Genomic DNA, 16378 nt, shown 5'->3' with positions numbered 1-16378 from the left:
GCTACCTCACTCAAACGAGAAGCTTTGCGCCCTCCCAGCCTGCTTCGCACTATAGAGCGCCTGATCGGCCTGATTCATAAGACTCCGCCAATCGTCACCGCTGAGGGGGGTCACATAACTGAAGCCTATGCTGACTGTGACGAAATCGGCAACTCGGGAGCCGGGATGAGGTATCGCAAGGTGCCGGATCTCCCGGTGGATCCGCTCGGCAAGGCACTCGGCTTCCCCGGGGGAAGGGGCATAGAGCAGGATGGCGAATTCCTCACCACCGTAACGGGCCACCAGATTGGCCCTGCGCCGCTCGCAGCGGTGCAGCAGTTGGGCGAGCTGGCGCAGGCAGCGATCGCCCTGGGGATGCCCAAGGGAATCGTTGTAGGCCTTGAACTCATCCACATCCAGCATCAGCACCGCCAACCGGCAGCCATCGCGGCGCGCCCGATCCCAGGAGCCGGAGAGAAAGAGATCCCAGTGCCGACGGTTGGCGATCTCGGTCAACGGATCTTCCAGGCTCATCGCCTCGAGCTGCCGATTCGCCAGCGCCAGGGCCTGATTGGCCTGCGCCAACTCACGCGTTCGCTCGCACACCCGCAGCTCCAGCTCCTGGTTGAGGCGCCGCAGTGCCTCTTCGGTCCGCTGACGGATCAACAGTTGAGAGAGGCTGGCGGCGAACTGTTTGAAGATCTCGCAGTAGTAATTCTTGGCCGGTCGACCGTGCAGCAGGTTATCGGCCGCAATCCAACCGATGGGACGCTCGTCATGCCAGAGGGAGACCATGGCATTCCAGCCATGGCCTACCACCCTGTGCTCATAGTAGAGCGGCACATCGTCGCGCAGCACCACATAGTCCTTGCTGCTCAGCGCCTGCTGGACCACTGGATGGTCGGGAATGGCGCTGACATAGGTGGATTCATCGGTGAGGTTGCCGAATTCGTCGGTCCCCCAGGTTCCCCGCATGATGCGGCGCTCCTCATCGATGAGGAAGATGGCCAGCCTATCGATCTGCAGCTTGCCGCGCGCCTGCAACACGGCTTCACGCAACAGCTCGCGCTCACTGCCACAACCGGCCAGATGCACGCTCACCTCATGCAGGGAGCGAAGTAGATTCAAAAAAGTCTCTTGCACCTGCAAGCTGAGATCGAGATCGCGCCGCGCATGGCGTAGCAGATCACGCTCTTCATCGATACAACCACTGAGGAAACGGGTTTCCAGCTCGGCCGCCAGATAGTGGGCCAGCAGTTGCAGCGGATAACGCTGGCTGGCGGCAAAGCGATCCACGCGGCGACGAGTCTCGAGATAGATGGCGCACTGGAGCTGTTCGGTCCGCTTGAGGGGAATGGCACAACGTATGAGACTGAGCGGCCTTTCGACCTCATCCAGCTCGTTCTGCAGCGTATCGAAGGTCTCACAGCGCAGGCTACCGTTGCTCAGGGAGGATTCCAGAAAACCGGCAGGGGGATATGCGCTCCCCGCCGGACACTGCTCGACCAGCCCCCCGGAGTGGGTCAGCCAGAGCTGGCGCTGCTGGGGAGCCAGCAGCACCAACCCCACCAGATGGGCATCGGTTTTCTCACGAATGGCGCCCAGCACGACAGTACAGAGCTCCTCCAGGCTGCTGTACTCCTCCGGTACCCACTCCTGCATAGTGTCATGCTCCCAGCTTAAAACAGCGGGAGTTTAGTCTCTTTCGAAACCCGATTCTGGTTTGGTCACTCAAAATACGATCTATACCGCATTATTTTTCAAGCAGATCCAGATCGAGCATGACCTGACGGATCCGCTCCTTGGTGGCGGTGCTCAGGGGCATCACCGGAAGGCGGCACTCCTCGCTGCACATGCCAAGCAATGAGACTGCATACTTGGCGCCAGCCGGGCTCGGCTCGGCAAACATGGCCTGGTGCAGCGGGATCAGTCGGTCTTGCAGCGCACGCGCCTCTTCCCAGCGCCCGGCCAGGGTCAGATTTTGCACCTCGGCCACCAACTTGGGCGCCACGTTAGCCGTCACCGAGATGCAACCCGTACCACCGCCGATGTTGTAGGCGACCGCAGTGGCATCTTCGCCCGAGAGCCAGGTGAAGGGCTTCTTGATCAGCTGCCGCTCGGTCCAGGGGCGGGAGAGATCGCCGGTGGCATCCTTCACACCGACGATGCGCGGCAACTCGGCCAGGCGAGCCATGGTCTGGGGCTGGATGTCAACGATCGCACGCGGCGGGATGTTGTAGAGGATGATGGGCAGCTCGGTGGCGTCATGCACTGCCTTAAAGTGATGGTAGAGCCCTTCCTGATTCGGGCGGTTGTAGTAACCGGCCACATGCAGGGTGGCATCGGCACCGGCCTGCTCGGCGTAGCGAGTGTACTCGATAGCCTCGACCGGGTTATTGGAGCCGGCGCCGGCGATCACCGGGATCCGGCCTGCCACCTGCTCGACCACCAGCGCGATCACCCGGCAGTGCTCGTCGTGGGTCAGAGTCGGGCTCTCCCCCGTGGTGCCCACCGGCACTATGCCATGGGTCCCCTGCTCTACATGCCACTCCACCAATCGCCGCAGCGCCGCCTCGTCTAACTGGCCATCTCGAAACGGGGTGATCAGGGCAACTATCGATCCTTGAAACATGCAAACTCCTTGTCAGGTGTAGAGATAATCGGGGTAAACAAAAACCCCGGTCTGCCTGTGGCGCGACCGGGGTCAATATGATGAAGCAAGACTCGGGATTTATGCGCGCAACCTGGCCGGCCCCAATTTTTTCAGGGCTTTCAATGGCTTTCGTTTCAATGCGCAAACAATCATGGACACTTCCTGCTCAAAAATCAGCTTTCCGCATCTTTTGGCAAGGCGCTCGAAATGTCAATACCTGCAAGCCATGTATAATAAGCGCCCCTCAATGCGGAGAGATGTCATGAGCAGCCTGAGCAATGTCAGTGAAATGTTGGAGCGTAACCTGGAGCTTTTCGCCGGAAAGCAGTTGCTCGTCTGCGGCCTGCTGGACGATGACTTGCCGCTCCTGCTGCGCCCTCATGTCGCCGCCATGACCGCCTTCACCACCGATTACAGCTACTATCGCCGCTACCAGCCACAGCTGGGAGAGAGGATCGTATTCGGGCACCAGTTCGCCTGCGATGCTCGCTACGATGCGCTGCTGCTGCTACTCCCCAAGGCCAAGCAAGAAGCCCAATATCTGATGGCGATGGCGGCGCCTCTCCTGACAGCGGACGCCGACCTGCTGGTCGCCGGCGACAACAAGGGCGGCATAAACGGTGCCGACAAGCTGCTCGCCCCCTATGCGGACAAGCCCATCAAGCGCGATTCGGCGCGCCGCGCCTCCCTCTACCACGCGGAGCTGAGCAAGGCCGTCTCTCCCTTCGACATCGAACAATGGGTGGGGCGATACCGGTGTGAGCTGGGGGGACAGGCCCTGGAGATCCATGCCCTGCCCGGCGTCTTCAGCGCAGCAGAGCTCGACAACGGCTCCCGCCTGCTGCTGGATCATCTGCCTCCTCTGAGTGGCCGCGTGCTCGACTTCGGTTGTGGCGCCGGGGTGCTCGGCTGCACCATGGGTGCACGCTATCCCGACCTTCAACTGGAGCTGGTGGATATCAACGCCCTCGCCCTGGAATCGAGCCGCCGCACCCTGGCCGCCAACGGCGTCAGCGCCAAAGTCTGTGCCTCCGATGTCTATTCCGACATCCAGGGCCCCTACACCCATATCATCTCCAACCCCCCCTTCCATGCGGGGCTCAAGACCTTCTATGCCGCCACCGAGACCTTTTTGGCCGATGCCCGCAGGCACTTACAGCCGCGCGGCGCCCTGACCATAGTCGCCAACGCCTTCCTGCGCTATCAACCTATACTGCAACAGAGTTTCAAACACGCCGACATAATGGCCGATGACAAACGATTCCGGATCTATCACTGCCATCAATGAAGAAAAACGCTCACCCGATAGCCAGCCGGAAATGAGATCTGATAAAGTACTAAATATTCGCTCAATTACCCCGCAAGGGGTAATTTTTAGAACCGAGATGAAAACCTTTTCAGCAGGAAGCAGGGGGAAAAGAGATGGCAGGACTACTCGCTATGGTATTGGCAGGAGGAGAAGGAACACGCTTGCAGCCTCTTACCACCACTCGCAGCAAGCCCTCGGTCCCTTTCGGTGGCAGCTACCGTCTCATCGACTTTGTCCTCAACAACTTCGTCAATGCCGACTTCCTGCGCATCTATGTACTGACCCAGTTCAAGTCTCAGTCCCTCTACCTGCATATGAAAAAGGGGTGGAACCTGGTCGGCATCACGGATCGCTTCATCGACCCCATCCCTGCCCAGATGCGTATGGGCAAGCGCTGGTATGACGGCACCGCCGACGCCATCTATCAAAACCTGCGCTTCATCGAACTCTCCGATCCCGACCACGTAGCCATCTTCGGCTCGGACCATATCTACAAGATGGACGTGGGCCAGATGGTGGCGTTTCACAAGCAGAAGCAGGCGGCCATGACAGTCGCGGCCCTGCGCATGCCGATCCACGAAGCGAGCGCCTTCGGTGTGATTGAGGTGGATGCCGAGGGGAGGATGATCGGCTTTCAGGAGAAGCCCAAGCACCCCAAACCGATACCCGGCGATCCGGACTGGGCGCTGGTCTCCATGGGTAACTATCTCTTCGAGACCCAGACCCTCTATCGTGAACTCAAGTTGGATGCCGCCCGGGAAGAGTCGAGCCACGACTTTGGCAAAGACATCATCCCGGATCTCTTCCCACGCGCCCCCGTCTATGTCTATGACTACAGCACCAACGTGATCCCGGGTGAGCCGGGGCGGGTGTACTGGCGCGATGTGGGCACGCTGGATGCGTACTGGCAGGCGCACATGGATTTGGTGGCTGACGAGCCCCTCTTCTCCCTCTACAACCGCAAGTGGCCACTGCACACCTACTACCCCCCCCTGCCACCGGCCACCTTTGTCGATACGGACCATTGCAAGGTGAAGATTGCCAATGCCCTGATAGCCGGTGGTTGCCTCATTCAGGGCAGCACCATAGAGCGCAGCATACTGGGCTTTCGCTGCAACATCGGCGCCTGCAGCCACATCAGCGAATCGGTCCTGCTCGGGGATGCCAAGATTGGTGAAGGGTGTGTCATACGTCGCACCATCATCGACAAAAATGTTGAAATTGCACCGGGTACGGTGATCGGTGAAAATCTCGACCATGACAGAGAACGATTCACCGTCTCTGAAGGTGGCATCGTCGTGGTTCCCAAAGGAGCAAGAGTTGGTTACTGATCCCCTGAAGATCCTGTTTGTTGCCTCGGAAGTAGAAGGGTTTGCCAAGACAGGTGGTCTCGCCGATGTCGCCAGGGCGCTGCCCCTCAGCCTGACCGAACAGGGCCACGACGTCATCGTGGTGATGCCCTACTACCAAAGCATGAAACACAGGGAGAAGGCGACCCTGCTCGCCACGACCCAACTGATAGTGCCTGAGGGTGACCCCATTCCCTATCGCATCCTGCGCCTGCAACAAGATGGGCTGATGCTCTATCTCATCGACTGCCCACGCTTCTTCGAGCGCGAGCAGCTCTATGCCGAGAATAACCAGGCTTACGATGACAACGGCGCCCGCTTCGCCTTCTTCTGCGCCGCGGCCCTCCACAGCTGTGAAGTCACCGGGTTTCGCCCCCACATCATCCACTGCAACGATTGGCATACCGGACTGCTGCCTATGTTGCTGCGGACCCGTTATGCCCATTCCCGCTTCTTCGATGGTACCCGCAGCGTCATTAGCATCCACAATGCGGCCTTCCAGGGCATCTTCGATCACGGGCAGCTCTGGATGGTCCCCGAGGTGCTCGAGAACTACGGTCGGGTTGGGCAACCGGTCGGTGCGCCAGTCAACTTCCTGCGCTGCGGGGTCTGCTTCGCCGACAAGATCAACGCGGTCAGCCCCAACTATGCCCAGGAGCTGCTCACTCATCTCGGCGCCCACGGCATGGCACAGGCCTTTCACGCCCGTGCCGACGATCTGTGCGGCATCATTAACGGCTGTGACTACCGGGACTGGGATCCGGCCACCGACCACTACCTGCCCGCGACCTACCACGTCGACGATCTGGGCGGCAAGGGGATCTGTCGCCGCCAGTTGCAGCAGGAACTCGGTCTGGCAGAGTCCCCTGTCGCCATCTACGGCATGATCTGCCGGTTAACGGAGCAAAAAGGGGTTCCCCTGCTCATCCCCGCGCTGGAAAAATTCCTCCAGCACAGGGTCCAGGTGGTCATTGTCGGTACCGGCGATCCCCTGCTGGCTCAGCAGCTGACTCACTTGGCCGAACGCCACCCAGGCCGCCTGGTGTTTCTCAACACTTACGATAACCGCCTCGCCCATCTGGTCGAGGCGGGGGCCGACTTCTTCCTGATGCCCTCTTTGTTCGAGCCGTGCGGCCTGAATCAGATGTACAGCCTGGCCTATGGCACCCTGCCGCTGGTGCGCGCCGTGGGGGGGCTCAAAGACACTGTGATCGACCTCAACCAGGATCCCCTGCGTGCCAATGGCTTCTGCTTTGTCGAGCCCAACGCAGGTGCCCTGCTCGATACCCTGCGCCGCAGCCTGCTCTTCTTCCTCCAAGAGCCTGAAGAGTTCAAGCGCATGCAGCGTAACGCCATGCTCACCCGCTTCTGCTGGGGAGCGTCGGTCAAACAATACGAGATCATGTACCGGGCGGCCCTGGCGAAGGTGGTATGAGGGGTTACGTACAACATTTGAACCATTGGCGCAAAAAACCCGACCAAGAGCGAAGAAAGTCACTGCTTGCTGTTGACGACCTTTGAAAACTCTATAGAATGCCCCTCCGCAGCGATGCGAAGGTGGCGGAATTGGTAGACGCGCTAGCTTCAGGTGTTAGTGTCCCCCGGACGTGAGGGTTCAAGTCCCTCTCTTCGCACCATTACTGCCATGCAGGCCGATGCATGTTAATCTCAGCGGCAACACAATGTGCGAAGGTGGCGGAATTGGTAGACGCGCTAGCTTCAGGTGTTAGTGTCCCACGGACGTGAGGGTTCAAGTCCCTCTCTTCGCACCATGCTTCTCCAGAGCATGTAAATATAACTGGAAACACAATGTGCGAAGGTGGCGGAATTGGTAGACGCGCTAGCTTCAGGTGTTAGTGTCCCCCGGACGTGAGGGTTCAAGTCCCTCTCTTCGCACCATGCTTCTCCAGTGCATGTAAATATAACTGGAAACACAATGTGCGAAGGTGGCGGAATTGGTAGACGCGCTAGCTTCAGGTGTTAGTGTCCCACGGACGTGAGGGTTCAAGTCCCTCTCTTCGCACCATGCTTCTTCCAGAGCATGTAAATATAACTGGAAACACAATGTGCGAAGGTGGCGGAATTGGTAGACGCGCTAGCTTCAGGTGTTAGTGTCCCACGGACGTGAGGGTTCAAGTCCCTCTCTTCGCACCATGCTTCTTCCAGAGCATGTAAATCTAACTGGAAAACACTCGTGCGAAGGTGGCGGAATTGGTAGACGCGCTAGCTTCAGGTGTTAGTGCCCCCCGGGCGTGAGGGTTCAAGTCCCTCTCTTCGCACCATCATTCAGAAAAGGCCGCAACCTCAGGTTGCGGCCTTTTCGTTTTGGCTATGCTTGTGGTCGACTCTTTCTTATTCCGGGAGCCCACCATGAGACTGGATAATGACATCCACAACTTCTATGAACAGCTGGTTCTCAATGCCATCCGCGAACAGGGCTTGGATTCACGCCTGACGCTGGATCAACTGGCCGACCTCTGCTGCATCACGCTCAACCACTTGCCTGCCCACTACATTCGCCACGATGTGGACATGATCTACTTCCTCACCGATGAACAACGCAAAGAGATGACGACCAAGGTAAAGGATGCACTCGCACTCGCCCATGACAAGGTACTCAACTCAAGTACAACCTGATCAGGGGTGCATCAGCAAGAGCGTGACTACCCCGGCCATCCCACCGATGGGAAGCAGTATGAGCCCGGACCTCAGTCTGGGCTCTGTCATGATCAGGGCCGCCAGCAGAAATGCCGCCGACGCCAGCCAATAGGGGTGGTGCCGCCCGGCCAGTAGTTGCGCCGCCAGGCCGAGCAACAGGATCAGGGTGAATAAGGGTCTCATGGGGAAATTACACCATCAAATGGAAACAATTATCATTTGAGATCATTTCTCGTTCCGATGCAAGTACGCATCCTTGTTGATAGAAGAGAGATCAGAGGTGAACAGGGGCTGGATCAAAAAAAACACAGACAGTGGCAGAAACAGATCTTATCTCAACGATTTTTTGCCTTTATCAACGACTTTTTATGCTAGATTGCGCCCTCATTTTACGATCGGCCCCTCGGGGCGAACTGCCCGTCAGGAACGAGCAGGGACCGATCCTGGCGAGCAAGAGTTAGGAAGTATCTATGCAAAACCAAATCCGATTACCGAAAATGCACCAGGTAATGGCCTGTCTGGCCATCTTCCTGGCCCTGGCATTTTCCTTCACCAGCCTCCTCGATCTGCCGATCCAGCTGGCACTGTTCATCGCCTGGTTTGTCATCATGGGCCTAGGCATCACGCTGGGACACGACTATAAGTCCCTCGAGCAGGCCGCCGTCGACGGCGTTGCCAAGGGGATGGGGGCGATCCTTATCCTGGTCTCCGTGGGAGCCCTGGTCGGCACCTGGATTGCCGGTGGCATAGTCCCCAGCATCATCTACTACGGCCTTCAGGTGATCCATCCATCCATCTTCCTGCTGGCCACTCTGATCATCTGCTCCCTCACCTCCCTGGCCACCGGCACCTCCTGGGGCTCTGCCGCCACAGCCGGCATCGCCATGATGGGGATTGGTCACAGCCTGGGGATTCCGGCTCCCCTGGTGGCGGGCGCCGTGCTCTCTGGCGTCTACTTCGGTGACAAGCTCTCCCCCCTCTCCGACTCTGTAGTGCTGGCCTCTACCATGTCCAACGTGGACGTGGTGGAGCACATCAAGGGGATGCTGCCCATCAGCCTCTTCTCTTATGTCATCACCGCCGCCCTGTTCACCGTCGTCGGCATGCAGTACGCCGGCAATGTCAGCCTGGAGCAGGTCGACCTGGTGATGCAGGCCCTGGAGCAGCAGTTCAACATCACCCCGCTGGCCCTGGTTCCCATCATAGTGGTGCTGGGTCTGTTGGCTAACCGCAAGCCCGCCTTCCCGGTGATCAGTTTCGGCGCCCTGCTCGGCCTCATCTGGGCTATTGCCTTCCAGGATATGGACCCGGTACGCGCACTGCACTCGGCCTACAGTCCGTTCAGCATCACCTCCGGCGTGCCCTTCATCGACAACATCCTCGGTCGCGGCGGCATGGAGTCCATGCTCGGTTCGGTAGCCGTGATCATCTTTGGTCTGGGCTTCGGTGGCTTGCTCGAGAAGGTGGGAGTGCTGGAGGTGATCGCCAACGCGTTCGAGAAGCGCATCAACAGCGTCGGCAGCCTGACCAGCCACACCATAGGCACCGCCTTCCTGGCCAACGTGTTCGGCTCCGCCATGTACGTGTCGCTGATCCTGACCCCCAAGATCATGGCCAAGAACTACGACCGCCTCGGCCTGCAGCGCAAGAACCTCTCGCGCAACGCCGAGTTCGGCGGCACCCTGACCTGCGGCATGGTGCCCTGGAGCGACAACGGCATCTTCATGGCCGGGGTATTGGGAGTTGCTACCCTCGACTACCTGCCCTACATGTGGCTGAGCTTCACTTGCATCATAGTCACCATCACCCTCGCCTACCTCGGCAAGGCAGTGAACCGGGCGCCGGTCATCGAGGCCGCGAGCTCCCGCTAAACGTAAAAGGCGCCCTTGGGCGCCTTTTTCATCATCACAACGCCTCGAGGGCGTCGGCCAGTTTCTTGACCGGCACCACCTCCATCCCCTCGATGGGGGACTTGGGTGCGTTGGCCCAGGGCACGATGGCACGGCGGAAACCGTGCTTGGCGGCCTCCTGCAGCCGCTCCTGACCGGACGGGACCGGGCGTATCTCCCCCGACAGCCCCACCTCGCCGAATACCACCAGATCCCGCGCCAGGGGTTGATCGCGAAAGCTCGACACCATGGCAAGCAGCAGGCCCAGGTCGGCGCTGGTCTCCTCCACCTTGACGCCCCCCACCACATTGATGAAGACATCCTGGTCAGCCATCTGCAGGCCGCCGTGGCGGTGCAGCACCGCCAGCAGCATGGCGAGACGATTGTGATCCATCCCCACCGCCACCCGTCGCGGGTTGGAGAGCTGGGAGTAGTCCACCAGCGCCTGCAGCTCCACCAGCAGGGGACGGGTCCCTTCCCAGATCACCATCACCACCGAGCCGGGGGACTGCTCCTCGCCACGGCTCAGGAAGATGGCGGAAGGATTGCTCACCTCGCGCATCCCCTGCCCGGTCATGGCGAACACGCCGAGCTCGTTGACCGCCCCGAAGCGGTTCTTATGAGAGCGCAGGGTGCGAAAGCGCGAGTCATGACCACCGTCGAGCAGGATGGAGCAGTCGATGCAGTGCTCGAGCACCTTGGGGCCGGCCAGAGTGCCGTCCTTGGTGACGTGGCCGACCATGAAGATGGCCACGTTGTTCTGCTTGGCGTAGCGGGTCAGCAGGGCGGCGGCTTCGCGCACCTGGGAGACCGAACCCGGCGCCGACTGCACGTCAGCCACATGCATCACCTGAATGGAGTCGATGACCATGAGCTGCGGCTGCTCCTGCTGGGCAATCACGCAGATCTGCTCGACCGAGGTCTCGGAGAGCATGCGCAGCTTGTCGGTAGGCAGGCCGAGGCGCGTGGCGCGCATCGCCACCTGTTGCAGGGATTCCTCCCCGGTCACGTACAGAGTCTTCATCCGCTCGGCCAGGCCGCACATGGTCTGCAGCAACAACGTCGACTTGCCTGCCCCCGGATTACCGCCAATAAGGATGGCTGAGCCCGGCACCACGCCGCCCCCCAGCACCCGGTCTAGCTCCTTGAAGCCGGAGGTGAAGCGCGGGATCTCGGTGGTGGCGATCTCGGCCAGGGTCTGCACCCGGCTGCCGGCGGCGCCGGCATAACCACTCAGGCGGGCCGAGGCGCCGCCGCGCGGCGTGCTCACCCCGAGGCGCACCTCTGTGATGGTGTTCCACTCCTTACATTCGGTGCACTGGCCCTGCCAGCGGCTGAAATCGGCCCCACATTCGGAACATACGTAGGCAGTCTTGTTTTTGGCCATGGTCACAACTCTAAGACAGAATATTTCGATGCTTGATATACTTGTTTGCACTTGGCAGATCAAATTGCCGTTGGACTAAGAATCACTCATTTCGCAGCAGGCAGGCATGGAACGCGATATCGATAACACGCTGCTAGAGCAGTTGATCCCCCTGTTGCGGGAACCGGACTTCGACGATCTGTTCGAGCGGGTGACCCATCAGGAGAGTAGCAACAGCCGTTTCTTGATCAAAATGGAGATCAACCGCCTCTGCACCCCATGCAGGCGCGTCATCGACATGCGCGATCACTTCGGTGAGCTCTGCCAGATCGCCGAGTACAAGGGCATACAACATGCCATGCCGCCGGAAGCCTGGGCGCTCTTCAACTCTCACTGCTATCTCTATCGCGATCAATATACCCTGGGTGTCTTTGAAGCGCTCACCCACTGGCAAAAGGAGCACTCCAACGGCCGCCTCAGTGCCAACGGGGCCGCTCAGCTGCAGCCCCCCGAGAGCCCCTTGCGCCAATTTGATGTCAAACGGGTCACGTTTGCCAGCTACTATGGCCGCCGGGAAGAGCGGATGCACTTCAGTTCGCCCGTGCTGCTCAAGACCCATGACGGTGAGCGTCTATTTGCCAAGACCTCGGATCTCTCGGTCGGCGGCATCAGGGTTCAGGTTCCCCACCTTCCTCCCTACCTACCCGGCGATGAACTGGAGGTCTACTTCACCGGGCTGGAGCGAGAGAATCCACACCCGGTGCTGCATCAACCGGTCAAATACCAGATCCTGGGGGAGAGCCGGCGCGAGGACAAGATCTGGCTGCGCCTGCTGCGTCTAGGGGAGAACAGGGAGTTTGACGACTTCCTGCGTGGCTTCATCGACAGCAACAAGAGCCGCTACCGGGTGAGCGTCGACTACCTGCTGTCGGCCGCCATCATCAAGGGATACGAGCAGTATTACCTGCCGCGCATGGGGGGCATTCCCCTCTTCTTCGGCACCGGTGATGCCCCTCGTCTGGAGATGGCCCTGCGTACCGAGAACAACCAGAGCATCCTCGAGTACTGGCGTGACGAGCACAACCGGGAGATGCTGGGGGGGCTCTTCTCGGCCCTGCGGATGCAGCGTCTGCTCAAACAACCCGAGCACACGAAAGAGACGGTGATCTACAGCTTTACCCACTCGGTACGCAGCCACATCTACTTCTTCTCCGCCACCCGTGAAGAGCTCATCGAGAGCGGTCTGCGGGATCTCTTCTTTCAAGTGGGGGCCCGTCGCCCGAGCTGGCGTGTCTATCGCCTCATCATGGAGCCCTGTAATCAGCTCGAGGCCGACATAAGCAGCCTGCTGCCCGGCGAGCAGGGTAACCCGCAAGATAGCCTGTTACAGCAGCGTCTTAAGCAGATAGCCTATGTCGGCATGCTGCAACAGATCGACAACGAGCTTACTCTGGAAGACTACCAACTCTCGCCAAAAGAGGGGTCAAACGCCAACGAGCTACAGCGTTTTGGCCACCCGATCGAAGCCGACCCCTTCGAAGTGGAAACGCTGCACTATATCCAGCTACGCAAGGAACGCCGCTACAGCCACAAGACGGCCGTGGTCCTGCGCTATGCCGGAAAGAAGCACCTGGGCTGGACGCGAGATATCTCGACCCATGGCCTGCAGATCGAGCTCGAAGAGGGACTCCACTGTCAGAAGGATGATGTGCTCTCGCTCTCTCTGCCCAGCCTGCAAGAGCTCTCAAAGAGCATGGACCTGCGCAGCCTGGCCTATCGGGTCGTGGGCAGTAATGGCAGCGGCACAGTGCTGCATCTCTGTATCGATGGTGCGCCTGAGCGCCATGTGGGACGCCAATTCTTCACCCTGCTGATCGAGAGCAACCAGAACAAGCTCAAGGCAGTACAGGAGGGGCGCCGCTATCGTGGGCTGGCGCGCGCACTGCGTAACCTCTACACCCATCACCTCTTCACCGTTCCTTTCTATGTGAACAAGCTCAAGAGCGGCACCCGGATCACGGCGGTGGGTCGTTGTGCCCGGGCCAGGCGGCTCGATCCCCTGCTGACCACCTTCGCCGAGCAGGAGGGCATGGACAACCTCGCCCCTCTGCTGGGCGACGAGATGTACAAGACTCTGGTGCTGGAGGTACTGCGCGAGCGTCAGCGGGAAGAGGCACCGGCCGAGCAGGAGGTCTACATCCATATCTGGAAAGAGGGGGGCCTGCTGCCCCAGAGCGAGTGCCGCCCGGTCGACTCCTTCGCCGACCAGGCGCAACGCCACGCCTTCGTGGCCAGGGCCGTCGCCGACGGCCACTTCTTCTCGGTCAGGGTAGCCATCTCTCGCACCGGTCGCCCCGATACCAACTTCATCGCCAACGAGCTCGACTACATCGCCAAGTTTGCGATCCACAAGGCGCGCCAGCTTGAGGAAGAGCTCTGGAGCGTGGTGGGGCTGGGTGACATCATCGACACCACGGCCGCCACCCTGTTTGCCCTGGGGATTACGCCACCCGATCCAGCCAGTTGAGGATGGCGGGGAAGTGATCCTCGGTCGCCTGGGGCGCCGTCAGCATGTTGATATGGTCGTAATCCAGCCGATTGCCATTGGTGCGCGAAAGCAAGGTGAAGCGCCCCTGCGCCCCCATCTCGTCCTGAAAACGTTGCACGTCGGTCGGGTGCCCCAAGACCCGATCTGCCTTGGCCGCGATCATCCAAAGTGGCGGCCAACTGACTCGGGGAGCAGCGCTGCGATAATCGAACCCGTCCCGCGGATCGACCCAGGGCTCCCCCTTGACCCAGGGAATCGTCTCCTGCAGATAGGCCAGCGGCTCATCGTCGGCCCCGATCCGGTAGCGACGGGCGGCGAAGAAGCCTTGCCGGCGCGCCAACCAGGGGGCGAGGCGGTTCCATAACAGATCCACCTTGAACCAGCGCTCGGGCCCCTGTATCGAGATCCCGCGTTTGGTACCGAAGAAGAGCAGTGAGGCGACCCCCTCGCAGAGGGCCGGAAGACGGACCAGGGTCGACGCCATGATGACGCCCCCCCAGGAGTGAGCCATCCAGTGCACCCTGGCCCCTCCGTGCCGCGCGCTCACCCAGGCGTGCAGGGCCGGGATATCTTCGGTGATGAGCTCAAATTGACCGTGCTGCGCCTCACTGGCGATGCAGGGCTGGCTCGCCCCACGCCCACGCAGATCGGCAACATAGACACAAAATCCGTGGCGGGCCAGAAAACAGGCAAGCCCCTTGCCCGATTCTGTGTAGAAGATGCGCCCATTCTCGATGGCGCCGTGCACCATCAGCACGGGTTCACCATGAACCGGGACTGCCGGCGCGATACGGCGCACATGCAGGGTGTGCTCACCCACGGTCACATAGCAGGATTCTTGTTCCAGTGTCATAGGCCCTCCCTGGCCGCTCGCTTATCGGTCCCAGCGCAGCGAGGCCGCGCCCGATGACTGTAACAGGCTGAGCACCCCGTCCAGATCGTGGTGCTCTATGCTGGCCGCCGCCTGGGCACGCACCACCGGCTTGGCATGGATGGCGATACCCAGGCCAGCCGCGGCCATCATCTTCAAGTCGTTGGCGCCGTCGCCGACGGCGACCCGCTGCGACCGTGCAACGCCATACTGCTCCCCCAGTCGGGTCAGCACCTCGGCCTTGACGGTGGCATCGACGATGGGCCCCCTCACCTGACCGGTCAGCTTGCCATCCTCCACCGCCAGCTCATTGGCGAAGATGGCATCGAGCCCAAGCGCCTGCTGCAGTTCGCTGGCGAAACGGGTAAAGCCCCCCGAGGCGATGGCCACCCGCCATCCCGCTTGTTTCAGGGTCTCGACCAGTTCGGCCAGACCCGGCATCCAGGGCATGTGAGCGACCACCTCATCGAGGATCCCGACCGGGGCACCGGCCAACAGGGCCACACGGTTGCGCAGGCTATCGGCAAACTCCAGCTGCCCTTGCATGGCAGCAGCCGTCACCGCCGCGACCTGATCCCCGACCCCGGCGAGACGGGCAATCTCGTCGATACACTCGATACGAATGGCGGTGGAGTCCATATCCATCACCAGCAGACCGGGCTCGGTCAGGGTCGGAAGGTGGGTCAGATGGCAGACCTCGAAGGGAAAGCTCGCCTCACGCAAGGAATGAACCAATTCGGGCGAGAAGCGATCACACCCCAGCAGCAGGGTCTGACGACAGGCGGCAGCCGGTGGATAGAGACATACTTCCACCTGGTGCCGGCCCAGCATAGCGGCCAGAGAAGCCAGGTGTTCGGCGCTAAAATGAGCCCCGGTGATGACCAGCCAGGCCTCCTGTAGTGGGTCCGTCTGCGGCAGGAGCGCATCGTGCGAGAGGCGCCAGAGAGGTGCTGCGGCCAGGGCCTGTGGCCACGCCTGCACACAGGCAGGCAGGGTTGAAATCCGTATCACGGTCAAAGGGTTCCCTCTATCAATGTGGAGCCAGAGTAGCGTATTGCATTTTCCGCAGGCAAGCCCCAAGATCCCGCCACTCTTCCCCGTCAGCGGAGTTGCCTGCGTGCGCCATCAGCCCCTCAAACGGACCCTCAGCCTGACTCTGGGTGCCCTGCTCTGTGCCTGGGTACTGACCACCCTGCTCAGCATCGAAGCCAGTGAGCGGCAGGCCCTGCATGCCCAGGCCCGGGAACAGGCCGAAGCGCTGGTCGGCTACGCCGCCCGCAACATGAGCCGCTGGTTGCAGGAGAAGAACAAGGACGAACTCTCCCTGCTGGCCGATAACCTGGCTCGCGATCCGCTCATCACAGACGTGACCCTCTACGACGGACGCGGGGTTCCCATCGCCCAGTCTGGCAATGCCCTGCCCCTGGAGGCACTGCTCCCCATCGGCAGCGATAACCGCACACCGCAGAGCGAGGGGCGCAGGCCCTTCGTCGAAGAGATCCGCAAGGGGGACGATACCCTGGGCTATCTGCGTATCACGCTAGAGGAGCAGCAACTGCTGGAGCCGTTGCAGGAGAAGCTGCTGCGCCAGCAGGAGCGACAGCGACTGATGTTGCTGGTGATGTTAATGGCCGGCTTTCTCGTCTCCTTTGGCGTGCGCCGCAACTATGTGCGAGTACGCAAGCACAGGAAACGCAGCGCGACCGCTACGTTGCCGACGCCTCCCCAGAGCGTAACCAGCGAGCCCAGCGAGCCC

13 protein-coding genes and 6 tRNA genes are annotated in these 16378 nt (G+C 60.6%); 13 read left to right on the top strand and 6 right to left on the bottom strand.

The annotated features are described in order from the left end of the window. Nucleotides 1–6: 6 nt before the first annotated feature. Together BN1121_RS05285 and dapA are read right to left on the bottom strand one after the other, a co-directional pair. Nucleotides 7–1641: a GGDEF domain-containing protein gene (locus tag BN1121_RS05285; protein ID WP_005345996.1), complete on the bottom strand. Its 1635-nt coding sequence runs from the start codon at nt 1639–1641 to the stop codon at nt 7–9. A gap of 91 nt (nt 1642–1732) precedes the next feature. After that, entirely contained in the window at nt 1733–2611 is an 879-nt protein-coding gene (gene dapA, locus BN1121_RS05280; protein ID WP_005345993.1) for a 4-hydroxy-tetrahydrodipicolinate synthase, read from the bottom strand. A gap of 283 nt (nt 2612–2894) precedes the next feature. Here dapA and rsmC point away from each other — a divergent pair, with 283 nt between their 5' ends. The 10 genes from rsmC to BN1121_RS05230 all read left to right on the top strand — a co-directional run bounded on the left by rsmC (nt 2895) and on the right by BN1121_RS05230 (nt 7927). Next, complete coding sequence (rsmC, locus tag BN1121_RS05275) at nt 2895–3920, top strand: 16S rRNA (guanine(1207)-N(2))-methyltransferase RsmC (protein WP_005345992.1); 1026 nt, start codon at nt 2895–2897, stop codon at nt 3918–3920. A 134-nt stretch (nt 3921–4054) separates the two neighbouring features. Then, a complete protein-coding gene (gene glgC, locus BN1121_RS05270; RefSeq protein WP_005345989.1) occupies nt 4055–5272 on the top strand; it encodes a glucose-1-phosphate adenylyltransferase in 1218 nt (405 codons plus the stop codon). Further along, a complete protein-coding gene (glgA, locus tag BN1121_RS05265) occupies nt 5262–6725 on the top strand; it encodes a glycogen synthase GlgA (RefSeq protein ID WP_005345987.1) in 1464 nt (487 codons plus the stop codon). Before glgC ends, glgA begins: the two co-directional genes overlap by 11 nt. Before the next feature lie 116 nt (nt 6726–6841). Continuing rightward, nucleotides 6842–6927 (top strand) — tRNA-Leu (locus BN1121_RS05260). 49 nt (nt 6928–6976) lie between these two features. Next, nucleotides 6977–7062, top strand: a tRNA-Leu gene (locus BN1121_RS05255). A gap of 41 nt (nt 7063–7103) precedes the next feature. Next, nucleotides 7104–7189: transfer RNA gene (locus tag BN1121_RS05250), tRNA-Leu, on the top strand. A 41-nt stretch (nt 7190–7230) separates the two neighbouring features. Continuing rightward, nucleotides 7231–7316: transfer RNA gene (locus tag BN1121_RS05245), tRNA-Leu, on the top strand. Nucleotides 7317–7358: 42 nt separating this feature from the next. Next, nucleotides 7359–7444: transfer RNA gene (locus BN1121_RS05240), tRNA-Leu, on the top strand. A 42-nt stretch (nt 7445–7486) separates the two neighbouring features. Further along, nucleotides 7487–7572, top strand: a tRNA-Leu gene (locus BN1121_RS05235). Between the two features lie 88 nt (nt 7573–7660). Next, a complete protein-coding gene (locus BN1121_RS05230) occupies nt 7661–7927 on the top strand; it encodes a late competence development ComFB family protein (protein WP_005345984.1) in 267 nt (88 codons plus the stop codon). Here the strand turns inward: BN1121_RS05230 and BN1121_RS05225 are convergent, their stop codons facing one another. Continuing rightward, nucleotides 7928–8131: a hypothetical protein gene (locus BN1121_RS05225; RefSeq protein WP_005345982.1), complete on the bottom strand. Its 204-nt coding sequence runs from the start codon at nt 8129–8131 to the stop codon at nt 7928–7930. A 287-nt stretch (nt 8132–8418) separates the two neighbouring features. Between BN1121_RS05225 and nhaC the strand changes: the two genes are divergently transcribed. Continuing rightward, nucleotides 8419–9819, top strand: a complete 1401-nt coding sequence (gene nhaC / locus BN1121_RS05220; protein WP_043156926.1) for a Na+/H+ antiporter NhaC — start codon at nt 8419–8421, stop codon at nt 9817–9819. Between the two features lie 34 nt (nt 9820–9853). Here nhaC and radA read toward each other — a convergent pair whose 3' ends face one another. Beyond that, the gene (gene radA / locus BN1121_RS05215; RefSeq protein ID WP_005345977.1) at nt 9854–11224 is read right to left on the bottom strand and encodes a DNA repair protein RadA; all 1371 of its coding nucleotides are present in this window, start codon (nt 11222–11224) and stop codon (nt 9854–9856) included. A 106-nt stretch (nt 11225–11330) separates the two neighbouring features. Between radA and BN1121_RS05210 the strand changes: the two genes are divergently transcribed. Beyond that, complete coding sequence (locus tag BN1121_RS05210; RefSeq protein WP_005345975.1) at nt 11331–13730, top strand: PilZ domain-containing protein; 2400 nt, start codon at nt 11331–11333, stop codon at nt 13728–13730. On the opposite strand, the gene BN1121_RS05205 is transcribed toward BN1121_RS05210, so the two are convergent. Both BN1121_RS05205 and serB read right to left on the bottom strand, forming a co-directional pair. Beyond that, on the bottom strand, nt 13705–14604 hold the full coding sequence (locus BN1121_RS05205; RefSeq protein WP_005345971.1) for an alpha/beta fold hydrolase: 900 nt from the start codon (nt 14602–14604) through the stop codon (nt 13705–13707). The genes BN1121_RS05210 and BN1121_RS05205 overlap by 26 nt on opposite strands. A 21-nt stretch (nt 14605–14625) precedes the next feature. Beyond that, the gene (gene serB, locus BN1121_RS05200; protein WP_043156967.1) at nt 14626–15630 is read right to left on the bottom strand and encodes a phosphoserine phosphatase SerB; all 1005 of its coding nucleotides are present in this window, start codon (nt 15628–15630) and stop codon (nt 14626–14628) included. A gap of 109 nt (nt 15631–15739) precedes the next feature. Between serB and BN1121_RS05195 the strand changes: the two genes are divergently transcribed. Then, nucleotides 15740–16378 (top strand): YtjB family periplasmic protein (locus BN1121_RS05195; RefSeq protein ID WP_082038227.1); only part of this gene is annotated, 639 nt, incomplete at its 3' end.

The organism is Aeromonas diversa CDC 2478-85 (assembly GCF_000819805.1).
GTDB lineage: Bacteria > Pseudomonadota > Gammaproteobacteria > Enterobacterales > Aeromonadaceae > Aeromonas > Aeromonas diversa.
The sequence above is the reverse complement of the archived record's forward strand: the minus strand, read 5'-3'. Positions and strand labels throughout refer to the sequence as shown.

What these genes read in the sequence shown, in the direction of transcription:
- nhaC (WP_043156926.1), top strand. Translation starts at nt 8,419, where the DNA reads ATGCAAAACCAAATCCGATTACCGAAAATGCACCAGGTAATGGCCTGT.
- BN1121_RS05205 (WP_005345971.1), bottom strand. Translation starts at nt 14,604, where the DNA reads ATGACACTGGAACAAGAATCCTGCTATGTGACCGTGGGTGAGCACACC.
- glgC (WP_005345989.1), top strand. Translation starts at nt 4,055, where the DNA reads ATGGCAGGACTACTCGCTATGGTATTGGCAGGAGGAGAAGGAACACGC.
- radA (WP_005345977.1), bottom strand. Translation starts at nt 11,224, where the DNA reads ATGGCCAAAAACAAGACTGCCTACGTATGTTCCGAATGTGGGGCCGAT.
- dapA (WP_005345993.1), bottom strand. Translation starts at nt 2,611, where the DNA reads ATGTTTCAAGGATCGATAGTTGCCCTGATCACCCCGTTTCGAGATGGC.
- BN1121_RS05225 (WP_005345982.1), bottom strand. Translation starts at nt 8,131, where the DNA reads ATGAGACCCTTATTCACCCTGATCCTGTTGCTCGGCCTGGCGGCGCAA.
- BN1121_RS05230 (WP_005345984.1), top strand. Translation starts at nt 7,661, where the DNA reads ATGAGACTGGATAATGACATCCACAACTTCTATGAACAGCTGGTTCTC.
- rsmC (WP_005345992.1), top strand. Translation starts at nt 2,895, where the DNA reads ATGAGCAGCCTGAGCAATGTCAGTGAAATGTTGGAGCGTAACCTGGAG.
- BN1121_RS05210 (WP_005345975.1), top strand. Translation starts at nt 11,331, where the DNA reads ATGGAACGCGATATCGATAACACGCTGCTAGAGCAGTTGATCCCCCTG.
- BN1121_RS05285 (WP_005345996.1), bottom strand. Translation starts at nt 1,641, where the DNA reads ATGCAGGAGTGGGTACCGGAGGAGTACAGCAGCCTGGAGGAGCTCTGT.